This window comes from Streptomyces sp. NPDC046716 (genome assembly GCF_040645755.1).
GTDB lineage: Bacteria > Actinomycetota > Actinomycetes > Streptomycetales > Streptomycetaceae > Streptomyces.
This window is the reverse complement of the sequence record NZ_JBEYYU010000102.1, coordinates 6,558-18,112: the sequence shown is the minus strand read 5'-3', so window position 1 is coordinate 18,112 and position 11,555 is coordinate 6,558. Positions and strand designations below refer to the sequence as shown.

Genomic DNA, 11,555 nt, shown 5'->3' with positions numbered 1-11,555 from the left:
TGGCGCTGGCCCGCGAGACGGCGGGCCGCGCCCCTGAGACGAGCTCCGCTCGTCCAGGGGAAGGCGCGCGCAGCGCATGCCTTCAGGGGCGCGGGGAACTGCGCGACCAGCCACGGCGAGAGCCGCACCCGGCGACGGGCCCGCAACCCCTACGACGCGTTGCCGGAGCTGGCCAGTGCCACGGAGAGCTCGCGGGCCACCTGCTGCAGCACCGGCACGATCTTCTCGGTCGCGGCATCGGTCACGCGCCCGGCAGGCCCGGAGATGGAGATGGCGGCGGCGGTCGGCGAATCGGGCACGGAGACGGCGAGACACCGCACCCCGATCTCCTGCTCGTTGTCGTCGACGGCGTACCCGACCCTCCGGACCTCCTCCAGCGCGTCCAGGAAACCGTCCGGCGTGGTGATCGTCTTCTCGGTCGCGGCGGGCATCCCGGTCCGCCCGAGCAGCGACCGCACCTCGTCGGCCGGGGTGTAGGCGAGCAGCGCCTTGCCCACTCCGGTCGAGTGCGGCAGCACCCGCCGCCCGACCTCGGTGAACATCCGCATCGAGTGCTTGGACGGCACCTGGGCCACGTACACGATCTCGTCGCCGTCGAGCAGCGCCATGTTCGCGGTCTCGCCGGTCTCCTCGACGAGGCGTGCCAGATACGGCCGCGCCCACGTGCCGAGCAGCCGGGACGCCGACTCGCCGAGCCGGATCAGGCGCGGGCCGAGCGCGTACCGGCGGTTGGGCTGCTGACGCACGTAACCGCAGGCGACCAGCGTGCGCATCAGGCGGTGGATCGTCGGCAGGGGGAGGCCGCTGCTCGCGGAGAGTTCGCTCAGGCCCACCTCGCCACCGGCGTCGGCCATCCGCTCCAGGAGGTCGAAGGCGCGCTCCAGGGACTGGACACCGCCGCTGGGTGTGGCCTTTGCAGTGTCGGTGGTGCTGGCGTCGGACGTCGGCACGGCGCGTTCCTTTCGAGGACAAGCAGGCGATGGTGCAGCCTACCGAGCGATTCCCGACCGGTGATCTCTTGACCTCGAAGTTCGTCGGTAGCTACGTTCTGCCTACCGGAATCATAATTTCACTTTGTGGAAACGTCTAGAGCCTTGACGGTTCCCGAAGTCGGAGTGAAAACTCCTTCAACAGAACGTTGAACTCATGTACGGGAGGTCCAGGGTGTCGGACGTCGAAGTCGAACTGGTGCTGCGCTCGACCCGCGTCATCACCCCCGACGGTACGCGGCCCGCGTCGGTCGCCGTGGCCCAGGGGAAGATCACCGCGGTGCTCGCGCACGACGCGGAGGTGCCGGCGGGCGCCAGGATCGAGGACTTCGGCGACGACGTGCTGCTGCCCGGCATCGTCGACACCCACGTCCACGTGAACGACCCTGGGCGCACCGAGTGGGAGGGCTTCTGGACCGCCACCCGCGCCGCCGCGGCCGGCGGCATCACCACGCTCGTCGACATGCCGCTCAACTCCCTGCCGCCGACGACGACGGTCGACAACCTCCGTACGAAGAAGGAGGTGGCGGCGAGCAAGGCGCACATCGACGTCGGTTTCTGGGGCGGCGCCCTGCCCGACAACGTCAAGGACCTGCGCCCGCTGCACGACGCCGGCGTCTTCGGCTTCAAGTGCTTCCTGTCGCCGTCCGGCGTCGACGAGTTCCCGCACCTGGACGGCGAGCAGCTCACCGCCTCCATGGCCGAGATCGCCGGGTTCGGGGGCCTGCTCATCGTGCACGCCGAGGACCCGCACGAGCTGGACGTCGCCCCGCACCACAGCGGCCCGAAGTACGACGACTACCTCGCGACCCGCCCCCGGGTCTCCGAGGACGTCGCGATCAAGGGGCTCATCGACACCGCGAAGCGGATCGGCGCCCGCATCCACATCCTGCACCTGTCCTCCTCCGACGCGCTGCCGCTGATCGCCGCCGCCAAGGCCGAGGGCGTCAAGGTCACCGTCGAGACCTGTCCGCACTACCTCACGCTCACCGCCGAGGAAGTCCCGGACGGCGCAAGCGAGTTCAAGTGCTGCCCGCCCATCCGCGAGGCCGCCAACCAGGACCTGCTGTGGCAGGCGCTCGCCGACGGCACCATCGACTGCATCGTCACCGACCACTCGCCGTCGACCGCCGACCTGAAGACCGACGACTTCGCCACCGCCTGGGGCGGCATCTCCGGCCTCCAGCTCAGCCTCCCCGCGATCTGGACCGCGGCCCGCGGGCGCGGCCACTCCCTGGAGGACGTGGTGCGCTGGATGTCCGAGCGGACGTCCGCGCTGGTCGGCCTCGACGACCGCAAGGGCGCCATCGCCGTCGGCCGCGACGCCGACTTCGCCGTCCTCGCCCCCGAGGAGACGTTCACCGTCGACCCGGCCGAGCTCCAGCACCGCAACCGCGTCACCGCGTACGCGGGCAAGACACTGCACGGCGTCGTGAAGTCGACCTGGCTGCGCGGCGAACGCATCGTCGCCGACGGCGAGTTCACCGCCCCGCAGGGCAAGCTCCTCGAAAGGAACAAGTAAGAGATGTCCGCGACTTCCGGGATACCCAGCTTCACCGGTGACGCCAGCCCCTACGGCGGCGGCGACCCGTACGCCGACTACCGCACCGCGGACTTCCCGTTCACCCGGTACGTCGACCTCGCCGCGCGGGCGCTCGGCGCCGGAGTGATCGCCGCCAACGACGAGTTCTTCGCCCAGCGCGAGAACCTGCTCGTGCCCGGCCGCGCCGAGTTCGACCCCGAGCACTTCGGCCACAAGGGCAAGATCATGGACGGCTGGGAGACCCGCCGTCGCCGCGGCGCGGGCGCCGACCACCCGTGGCCCACCGCCGACGACCACGACTGGGCGCTCGTCCGGCTCGGCGCGCCCGGCGTGATCCGCGGCATCGTCGTCGACACCGCCCACTTCCGCGGCAACTACCCGCAGGCCGTCAGCGTCGAGGCCACCTCCGTCGCGGGCGCGCCCACCCCGGAGGAGCTGCTCGCCGACGACGTGAAGTGGACGACGCTCGTCCCCCGTACGGCCGTCGGCGGCCACGCCGCCAACGGCTTCGCGGTCGACGCCGAGCAGCGCTTCACGCACCTGCGCGTCAACCAGCACCCCGACGGCGGCATCGCCCGCCTGCGCGTGTACGGCGAGGTCGTCCCGGACCCCAAGTGGCTCGCCACGCTCGGCACGTTCGACGTCGTCGCCCTCGCCAACGGCGGCCGCGCAGAGGACGCCTCGAACCTCTTCTACTCGCCCGCCTCCAACACCATCCAGCCGGGCTACTCCCGCAAGATGGACGACGGCTGGGAGACCCGGCGCCGCCGCGACCAGGGGAACGACTGGATCCGCTACCAGCTCGCCGCCCAGTCCGAGATCCGCGCCCTGGAGATCGACACGGCGTACCTGAAGGGCAACAGCGCCGGCTGGGCGTCCGTCTCCGTCAAGGACGGCGAGAGCGGCCAGTGGACCGAGGTGCTGCCCCGCACCCGGCTCCAGCCCGACACCAACCACCGCTTCGTGCTCGACACCCCGGCGGTCGGCACCCACGCCCGGATCGACATCTACCCGGACGGCGGCATCTCCCGGCTGCGCCTGTTCGGCTCCCTGACCGAGCAGGGCACCGCCGAACTGACCGCGCGGCACGCCGAGTCGGGCTCCTGACGGCGAGGTGCGGGGCGCCGGTGCGCCCCGCACACCCGCGGTGTCACGCGGCGTGGCCGCCGTCCACCGCGAACTCGGCGCCCGTCACGTACGACGCCCCGTCGCCCGCCAGGTAGGCGACGGCCGACGCCACCTCGTCCGCCGTGCCGTACCGGCCGAGCGCCGTCAGCTCCGCCTGTCCCGCCGCGTACGGCCCGTCCGCCGGGTTCATGTCGGTGTCCGTCGGGCCGGGGTGGACGATGTTCGCGGTGATCCCGCGCCCGCCCAGCTCCCTGGCGAGAGCCTTCGTCAGGCCGGTCAGGGCCGACTTGCTCATCGCGTAGAGGGTGCCGCCGGGGCCCGGGACGCGCTGCGTCATGCAGGTGCCGATCGTGACGATCCGGCCGCCCTCGCCCATGAGCCGCGCCGCGGCCTGCGCGGCGAGGAAGACTCCGCGCACGTTCACCGCGAGCACCTTGTCGACATCGGCGAGCGACAGGCTCTCCAACGGGCCGAGCACCCCCAGGCCGACGTTGTTGACGAGCACGTCGACGCGGCCCAGCCGCGCGACGGCCTGCTCGACAGCCTCCGCCGCCTCACCCGCGTCCGCGGAGTCCGCCCGCAGCGCCAGTCCGCGCCGGCCGAGACCCTCGATCCGCCGCACGATCTCCTCGGCGGCCGCCTTGCCCCGGACGTAGGTGACGGCCACGTCGAATCCGTCCGCGGCCGGCCGCACCGCCGTCGCCGCACCGATCCCGCGCGAGCCGCCGGTCACCAGAGCCACCTTGCCGTTCATGTCCGCCTCCGTAGCGAGCTGTTGTCGTGCTCCGAGTACAGCGACGTACGGAGGCGAAAGCTGGCGGCAAACGGACACCGAGACCGGAGCCCGACCCCTAGGGCCTGTCTTCAAACTCCCCTCTGCCCCGCGACGCCTGGCACGTTCCCCCACACTCGAACCGGCTTCGCACGGCTCGTGCGGGAGGTACCCCCTTCGCCGCACCGGGCGCAAGGCCGAGTACGTCCAGTACGAGGCCTTGCCCCCGGTGCGCCGAGAGCACGCACCAGACGCCGCGGGGCCGCCCTCCGGGCGACGAGGGGAGTTTGGAGACAGGCCCTAGCCGACGTGATCACGCGCTGGATACCGTGAGCGCTGCCTCGCGCGAGCCGTCGACGTCTCCGCACGGACCCACCCTCCCGGAGACACCTTTGAGCAGCCTCGCCCTGCCCGCGCCGCGCCCCCGCGCCTGGCTCACCGACGTTCCCGTGCTCGCCGTCGCCGTCGTCTGGGGCGCCAGCTATCTCGCCGCCAAGGGCGTCACGACCCAGTCGACCGTGCTCGCCGTCCTCGTCCTGCGCTTCGGCATCGTGCTGCCCGTCCTCGCGGGCGCGGGCCTGCGCGCGCTGCGCGCGCTGAGCGCCGCCCAGTGGCGCGGGGCCGGACTGCTCGGCCTGATCCTCAGCGGGATCTTCCTCCTGGAGACCTACGGCGTCGTGCACACCTCGGCGACCAACGCGGGCCTCATCATCAGCCTCACCATGATCTTCACCCCGCTCGCCGAGTCCGCGCTCACCAGGACCCGGCCGTCCCGTACGTTCCTCGCGGCGGCCGGCACCTCGGTCCTCGGCGTCGTCCTGCTCACCCAGGGGGGCGGTTTCACGACACCCTCGGCCGGCGATCTGCTGATGCTCCTGGCGGCCCTCGCCCGCACCGTGCACGTCCTCGCCATGGCCCGCCTGCGCGCCGTGCGGGGCGCCGACGCGCTGCCGCTGACGACGGTCCAACTCGGCACCGCAGTCGTGGTGTTCGCCCTGCTCTGCGCGGTCCCGGGCACCGGAGCCGCCCCCTGGGAAGCGGCGGCCGACTTCCGGCCCGCCGACTGGGCGGGGCTGCTGTTCCTGTCCGTCTGCTGCACGCTGTTCGCGTTCTTCGTACAGATGTGGGCCGTACGCCGCACCTCTCCCTCCCGCGTGAGCCTGCTGCTCGGCACCGAACCCCTCTGGGCGGCCGCCGTCGGAATCGCCCTGGGCGGCGAGAAGTTGGGCGTTCTGGGCGTCGCGGGAGCGGTTCTCGTCCTGGCCGGAACCGGTTGGGGCCGCCGCTCCGCAAGTTAACGGCCGGAAAACATGCGGCAGTTGGGATTGACGCGCGTAGCGCTACGCGCGTCAATTGAACGCATGAAGACCCCACGCTTCCTCAGTGCCGCAGCCGTTGCCGCCGCCCTCCTCATCGGCGGCCCCGCCACCGTCGCCGCCCAGGCCGCCCCCACGGCCGCCGTCTCCGTGCGCGCCGCCGCCGCCGTCGGTGACATCTGCTACTCCGACCTGCCCTCCCAGGCGCACGACACCCTGGACCTGATCGAGGCGGGCGGCCCGTTCCCGTACTCGCAGGACGGGACCGTGTTCCAGAACCGCGAGGGCGTCCTGCCGTCGCAGTCCACCGGCTACTACCACGAGTACACGGTCATCACCCCGGGCTCGTCCGACCGCGGCGCGCGCCGCATCGTCACCGGTGAGGCCACCGACGAGGACTACTACACCGCCGACCACTACGCCTCGTTCGACCTGGTCGACCACGGCTGCTGACCCCGTCCTAGGGCCTGTCTTCAAACTCCCCTCTGCCCCGCGACGCCTGGCACGCTCCCCCACACTCGAACCGGCTTCGCACGGCTCGTGCGGGAGGTACCCCCTTCGCCGCACCGGGCACAAGGCCGAGTACGTCCAGTACGAGGCCTTGCCCCCGGCCCGCCGAGAGCACGCACCAGACGCCGCGGGGCCGCCCTCCGGGCGACGAGGGGAGTGTGAAGACAGGCCCTAGCTCCCCTTCCGGCTGTCGGCGGCCGCGAACAGGGCGATCGCGAGCACCACCAGCGCGATGCTCCCGTACACCTCGCGGCCGTCGACGAAGGGGACCCGGCCGATCAGGCCCCAGCCCAGCCGGCCGGTGAACGCGTGGATCAGCCCCATGGCGCCCTGGACCAGGGCGATGGCTCCGATGATCTCCAGCACCGTCCGCAACCGTTTCTCGTTCATGCCAGGAACTCTCGCCCCGCGGACCCCCCACTCACATCGGCCGCGGGGCGAGGCCCGTCCGCCACAGGTCGCCGGACGGCCCGGCCGCCCGCGACCAAAGTCTTCCGCGGCCCGACTTAGGTCCCGGATCACCGCACGAAGCGGTGCGCGGAGCCCATCGTGCGTAGATTTGTCGACCATGGAGGCCATGCGGGACCAGCAGACGGCGCGGATCGCGGAACCGGCGGGTGAACCGTCGCCGCGGTGGCGGCGCTGGCTGCCCTCGGCCCTCGCCGACGAACTCGACCTCGACCACGACGGCCGTCCCGGCCGCAGACGGCGCACCGCCCGCGACTGGATCGTCGACTTCAGCTGCTTCCTGGTCGCCGTCTTCATCGGCCTCGTCGCGGCCGAGCAGGTCTGGGACGATCCGCACACCCCGCAGGCCCTCGCCCTGATCGACCAGGTGCTCGGCGCGCTGGCCTGTGCCGCCGTCTGGCTGCGCAGACGCTGGCCGCTCGGCCTCGCCCTCGCGATGCTCCCGGTCGGTTTCCTGTCCAACAGCGCGGGCGGCGCCTCCGTGATCGCGCTGTTCACGCTCGCCGTGCACCGCCCGTTCCGCTACATCGCCTGGGTCGCGGGCGCCAACCTCGTGCTCGTCCCGTTCTTCTTCTGGCTGCGGCCCGAACCGGACTCGTCCTGGGGCGTCTCGGTCACCTTCACGGTGATCATCACGGTCGCCGCGGTCGGCTGGGGCATGTTCGTGCGCTCCCGGCGCCAGCTGCTGATGTCGCTGCGGGACCGGGCCGTGCGCGCCGAGAACGAGGCGGCCCTGCGCGCCGAGAACGCCCAGCGGCTGGCCCGCGAGGCCATCGCCCGCGAGATGCACGACGTGCTCGCCCACCGGCTCACCCTGCTGAGCGTGCACGCGGGGGCCCTGGAGTTCCGGCCCGACGCGCCCCGGCAGGAGGTCGCCCGCGCGGCAGGCGTCATCCGGGAGAGCGCCCACGAGGCGCTGCAGGACCTCCGCGAGATCATCGGCGTGCTGCGCGCCGCCGACCACGGCGAGGAGTCGGGCCGCCCGCAGCCCACCCTCGTCGCCCTCGACACCCTCGTCGCGGAGTCCCGCGAGGCCGGCATGGACGTGCTGCTCGACAACCGCGTCCCCGACCCCAAGGCCGTCCCCGCCTCCACCGGCCGCACCGCCTACCGCATCGCCCAGGAGGGCCTGACCAACGCCCGCAAGCACGCCCCCGGAGCCGGGGTCGCCGTCACGGTCACCGGCGCCGCGGGCGACGGGCTCACCATCACCGTCCGCAATCCGGCGCCGCCCGGCGACGTCCCGCACGTCCCCGGCTCGGGGCAGGGCCTGATCGGACTGACCGAGCGGGCCACCCTCGCCGGCGGCCGGCTCGACCACGGGCCGGCCGCCGACGGCGGGTTCCTGCTGCGGGCCTGGCTGCCGTGGAGCGGCTGACACACCCGCGCACCGGGGACGGGAGCTTGACTACGGTGGGGGCCATGAACGCGATCCGGTTGCTGCTCGTCGACGACGATCCCCTGGTCCGCTCGGGCCTGCGGTTCATGCTGGGCGGCGCCGACGACGTCGAGATCGTCGGAGAGGCCGCCGACGGCGAGGAGGCGCTGACCCGTGCCGCCGCGCTCCGGCCCGACGTCGTCCTCATGGATATCCGCATGCCCGTCCTCGACGGCCTCGCCGCCACCGAGCGGCTGCGGGCCCGTGAGGACGCCCCCGAGATCGTCGTCCTCACCACCTTCCACGCCGACGAGCAGGTGCTGCGGGCGCTGCGCGCGGGCGCCGCCGGATTCGTGCTCAAGGACGCCTCGCCCGCCGACATCCTCGGCGCCGTGCGCAGCGTCGCCAGCGGCGACCCGGTCCTGTCGCCCGCCGTGACCCGCCAGCTGATGACGCACGCCGCGGCCTCCGGACGCGAGGTGCGCGCCGCCCGGGCCAGGGCCCGCTTCGGCGAACTCGCCGAGCGGGAGCGGGAGGTGGCGACCGAGGTGGGCCGCGGCAAGTCCAACGCGCAGATCGCCGCGACGCTCTACATGAGCGTCGCCACCGTCAAGACCCACGTCTCACGGGTCATGACCAAGCTGGATCTCGACAACCGCGTACAGATCGCGCTGCTCGTCCATGACGCGGGACTGCTGGACGAAGGCTGAACCGGTCCCCGGCCGGGGTAAATTCACAGCGTGATCGAAGAGCTGGATGCTGTTGGGTGAAGGGGCGGGAGCGGGGAATGGCAGGACCACGTCGGCGTACGGTGCGCGATCTGCGCCGCAACAACCGGGCGACCGTGCTGAGCAAGCTCTACTTCGAGGGGCCGCTCAGCAGACAGGAGCTGGGCCCGCTGACCGGCCTCAGCTCGGGCTCCATCAGCAATGTGGTCTCCGAACTGGTCGCCGACGGCCTGGTCGAGGAGGCCGGGTCCGTGGAATCCGACGGCGGCCGCCCGCGCACCCTGCTGCGGGTCGCCCCCGGCAGCGGTCACCTGGCGGGCGTGGACGTCGGCGAGACCCGGGTCCGGGTGGAGCTGTTCGACCTCTCCCTCAAGGAACTCGCGCGCGTGGAGGCGCCGCTGCCCGGCGGACGCTACGACGCCGAGGGCGTGGTGCGGCTCATCGCGGACGGGCTGACCCGGGTCATCGCCGAGGCGGCGGCCGCCCCGGCCTCGCTCATCGGCGTCGGGATCGGCGTGCCCGGCATCGTCGACGCCTCGGGCCCCGAGGGCGCCGTGGTGCACGGTCAGACCATCGGCTGGGACGCGGTCCCGCTGGAGGCCATGCTGCGCGCGCAGGGCGAACTCCTCGCCGAGCTGCCCCTGTTCGTCGACAACGGCGCCAAGACGCTCGGCCGCGCCGAGATGTGGTTCGGCGCGGGCCGTGGCGCCCGCAACGCCGTGATCGCCCTCATCGGCTCCGGCGTCGGCGCCTGCGTCATCGCCGACGGCGTGCCCTACCAGGGGTCCTCGTCCAGCGCGGGGGAGTGGGGCCACACCGTCCTCCAGGTCGGCGGGCGGGAGTGCCGGTGCGGCGCGCGCGGCTGCCTGGAGGCGTACGTCGGCGCGGAGGCGCTGCTCGAGCGGTGGCGGGAGGCCGGCGGCAGCTGGTCGTCCCCGGACGAGGAGGGCGCGCTCGCCGAACTCCTCGAAGACCCCTCCGCCGCGGGCGTGCTGGACGAGACGGCCGAGTTCCTCGGCGCGGGCATCGCCGACCTCGTCAACCTCTTCAACCCCGAGCGGATCGTCGTCGGCGGCTGGGCGGGACTGCTGCTCGGCCCGCGACTGATCGCCCCCGTACGCCGCGCCGCCGCCGCGAACGCGCTGCGGCACCCCCTCGCGCAGGCCACCGTCGAGCTGGGCCGGCTCGGCCCGGACGCCGTCACCGTCGGCGCGGCGACCCTGCCGCTCGCCCGGTTCCTGGAGACGGGCGGCACGCGGCGGGAACCGATCGTGAGCGGCGCGAGTTGAGAGGAGTGCGGAGCCGGGGGACGGGCTGGTCGCTTCACGGAGCGGAAGGGCACGGGGCATGAGCGAGATCGTCGATCTGAACGAGTACAGCGAGTACGCGGAAGGTGGCCGCGCGGGGTTCTACGCCGACCCGTACCCGGTGTACGAGAAGCTGCGGGCCCGCGGCCCGGTCCACCACGTGCGCACGCCGGGCCCCGGCCCGGCCGAGGAGCTGTGGCTGATCGTCGGGCACGAGGCGGCGCGCGCCGCCTTCACCGACCCCCGCCTGGCCAAGTCGCCGCCGTGGGACATGACGGACGACCTCATCGGCCCGCACCTGCTGTTCGCGGACCCGCCGGAGCACGGCAGGCTGCGCTCGCTCGTCAACCGTGAGTTCACCCCCGGCCGGGTGGCGGCGCTCGCCCCGCGCATCCAGAAGATCACCGACGAACTGCTCGACGACATGGTGCCGCGCGGCTCCGCCGACCTGATCGCGTCCCTCGCCTTCCCGCTCCCCCTCGTCGTCATCTGCGAACTGCTCGGCGTGCCCGACATCGACCGCGACCGCTTCCGCCGGATGTCGACGCAGGTGGTGGCGCCGACGTCCGACGAGGAGGCGTACGCCGCCCATGTCGAGATCGCCGGATTCCTCGACGCGCTGATCGAGGACAAGCGCTGCGCGGCCCCCGCCGACGACCTGCTGAGCGCGCTGATCCGCACGACGGCCGAGGACGGCGATCGGCTGTCCCCGGCGGAGCTGCGCGGCATGGCCTTCCTGCTGCTCGTCGCCGGCCACGAGACGACGGTCAATCTGATCGGCAACGGCGTCCGCGCCCTCCTCCGCCACCCGGACCAACTCGCCGCGCTGCGCGCCGACATGAGCCTCATCGACGGCGCCGTGGAGGAGATGCTGCGCTACGACGGCCCGGTCGAGACGAGCACCCATCGCTTCGCGGCCGAGCCGGTCGAGATCGGCGGCACGGTGATCCCCGAGGGTGACCCCGTCCTGATCGCGATCGGCGACGCGGACCGCGACCCGGAGCGCTTCCCCGACCCGGACCGTTTCGACATCCGCCGCGCGCCCCGCGGCCATCTCGCCTTCGGCCACGGCATCCACTACTGCCTGGGCGCACCACTGGCTCGCCTGGAGGGCCGCGTCGCGCTCCGCTCCCTCCTGGACCGCTGCCCGGACCTGGCCCTCGACGGAACCCCGGACACCTGGCTGCCCGGACTGCTGATGCGCGGCGTCCGCACCTTGCGGGTGCGCTGGTAACCCCCGGGGCTCCGCCCCGGCCCCCGCTCCTCAATCGCCGGAGAGGCTTATTCAGCCGGAGGCACGCCCCGTCAGAGACGCGAGAAGCGCCCACCGTCCGTCAGCGGACCTACGCCCCAGGGGCGCGAGGAACTGCGCGAGAAGCGGCCACCGGCCCGCGCGTGACGAACGGCCTAGGGGCG

The 11,555-nt window shown here is 72.9% G+C and carries 11 protein-coding genes; 8 read left to right on the top strand and 3 right to left on the bottom strand.

Annotation, left to right across the window (positions count from 1 at the left end):
* Window positions 1-149 precede the first annotated feature (149 nt).
* Window positions 150-950: an IclR family transcriptional regulator gene (locus ABZ930_RS39805; protein WP_361559933.1), complete on the bottom strand. Its 801-nt coding sequence runs from the start codon at window positions 948-950 to the stop codon at window positions 150-152.
* Between the two features lie 214 nt (window positions 951-1,164).
* On the opposite strand from ABZ930_RS39805, the gene allB reads away from it, so the two are divergent.
* Both allB and alc read left to right on the top strand, forming a co-directional pair.
* Entirely contained in the window at window positions 1,165-2,511 is a 1,347-nt protein-coding gene (gene allB, locus ABZ930_RS39800) for an allantoinase AllB (RefSeq protein ID WP_361559930.1), read from the top strand.
* 3 nt (window positions 2,512-2,514) lie between these two features.
* A complete protein-coding gene (gene alc, locus ABZ930_RS39795; RefSeq protein WP_361559927.1) occupies window positions 2,515-3,639 on the top strand; it encodes an allantoicase in 1,125 nt (374 codons plus the stop codon).
* 43 nt (window positions 3,640-3,682) lie between these two features.
* Here alc and ABZ930_RS39790 read toward each other — a convergent pair whose 3' ends face one another.
* Entirely contained in the window at window positions 3,683-4,414 is a 732-nt protein-coding gene (locus ABZ930_RS39790) for an SDR family oxidoreductase (RefSeq protein ID WP_361559925.1), read from the bottom strand.
* Between the two features lie 410 nt (window positions 4,415-4,824).
* Here ABZ930_RS39790 and ABZ930_RS39785 point away from each other — a divergent pair, with 410 nt between their 5' ends.
* A complete protein-coding gene (locus tag ABZ930_RS39785; RefSeq protein WP_361559922.1) occupies window positions 4,825-5,730 on the top strand; it encodes a DMT family transporter in 906 nt (301 codons plus the stop codon).
* Window positions 5,731-5,793: 63 nt separating this feature from the next.
* Window positions 5,794-6,201 carry a ribonuclease gene (locus ABZ930_RS39780; RefSeq protein ID WP_361559919.1) on the top strand — a complete coding sequence of 136 codons (408 nt, stop codon included), beginning with the start codon at window positions 5,794-5,796 and terminating at the stop codon, window positions 6,199-6,201.
* A 228-nt stretch (window positions 6,202-6,429) separates the two neighbouring features.
* On the opposite strand, the gene ABZ930_RS39775 is transcribed toward ABZ930_RS39780, so the two are convergent.
* Window positions 6,430-6,648 (bottom strand): hypothetical protein, encoded by a 219-nt coding sequence (locus ABZ930_RS39775; protein WP_361559916.1) that lies wholly within the window; start codon window positions 6,646-6,648, stop codon window positions 6,430-6,432.
* Window positions 6,649-6,835: 187 nt separating this feature from the next.
* Here ABZ930_RS39775 and ABZ930_RS39770 point away from each other — a divergent pair, with 187 nt between their 5' ends.
* The 4 genes from ABZ930_RS39770 to ABZ930_RS39755 all read left to right on the top strand — a co-directional run bounded on the left by ABZ930_RS39770 (window position 6,836) and on the right by ABZ930_RS39755 (window position 11,373).
* Window positions 6,836-8,104 carry a histidine kinase gene (locus ABZ930_RS39770; protein ID WP_361559936.1) on the top strand — a complete coding sequence of 423 codons (1,269 nt, stop codon included), beginning with the start codon at window positions 6,836-6,838 and terminating at the stop codon, window positions 8,102-8,104.
* Between the two features lie 44 nt (window positions 8,105-8,148).
* Entirely contained in the window at window positions 8,149-8,814 is a 666-nt protein-coding gene (locus ABZ930_RS39765; protein WP_361559913.1) for a response regulator transcription factor, read from the top strand.
* A 77-nt stretch (window positions 8,815-8,891) separates the two neighbouring features.
* Window positions 8,892-10,121, top strand: a complete 1,230-nt coding sequence (locus ABZ930_RS39760; protein ID WP_361559910.1) for an ROK family transcriptional regulator — start codon at window positions 8,892-8,894, stop codon at window positions 10,119-10,121.
* Window positions 10,122-10,179: 58 nt separating this feature from the next.
* On the top strand, window positions 10,180-11,373 hold the full coding sequence (locus tag ABZ930_RS39755; protein ID WP_361559907.1) for a cytochrome P450: 1,194 nt from the start codon (window positions 10,180-10,182) through the stop codon (window positions 11,371-11,373).
* The last annotated feature ends 182 nt before the right edge of the window (window positions 11,374-11,555 follow it).

What these genes read in the sequence shown, in the direction of transcription:
- alc (WP_361559927.1), top strand. Translation starts at nt 2,515, where the DNA reads ATGTCCGCGACTTCCGGGATACCCAGCTTCACCGGTGACGCCAGCCCC.
- ABZ930_RS39790 (WP_361559925.1), bottom strand. Translation starts at nt 4,414, where the DNA reads ATGAACGGCAAGGTGGCTCTGGTGACCGGCGGCTCGCGCGGGATCGGT.
- ABZ930_RS39780 (WP_361559919.1), top strand. Translation starts at nt 5,794, where the DNA reads ATGAAGACCCCACGCTTCCTCAGTGCCGCAGCCGTTGCCGCCGCCCTC.
- ABZ930_RS39775 (WP_361559916.1), bottom strand. Translation starts at nt 6,648, where the DNA reads ATGAACGAGAAACGGTTGCGGACGGTGCTGGAGATCATCGGAGCCATC.
- ABZ930_RS39770 (WP_361559936.1), top strand. Translation starts at nt 6,836, where the DNA reads ATGCGGGACCAGCAGACGGCGCGGATCGCGGAACCGGCGGGTGAACCG.
- ABZ930_RS39765 (WP_361559913.1), top strand. Translation starts at nt 8,149, where the DNA reads ATGAACGCGATCCGGTTGCTGCTCGTCGACGACGATCCCCTGGTCCGC.
- ABZ930_RS39760 (WP_361559910.1), top strand. Translation starts at nt 8,892, where the DNA reads ATGGCAGGACCACGTCGGCGTACGGTGCGCGATCTGCGCCGCAACAAC.
- ABZ930_RS39755 (WP_361559907.1), top strand. Translation starts at nt 10,180, where the DNA reads ATGAGCGAGATCGTCGATCTGAACGAGTACAGCGAGTACGCGGAAGGT.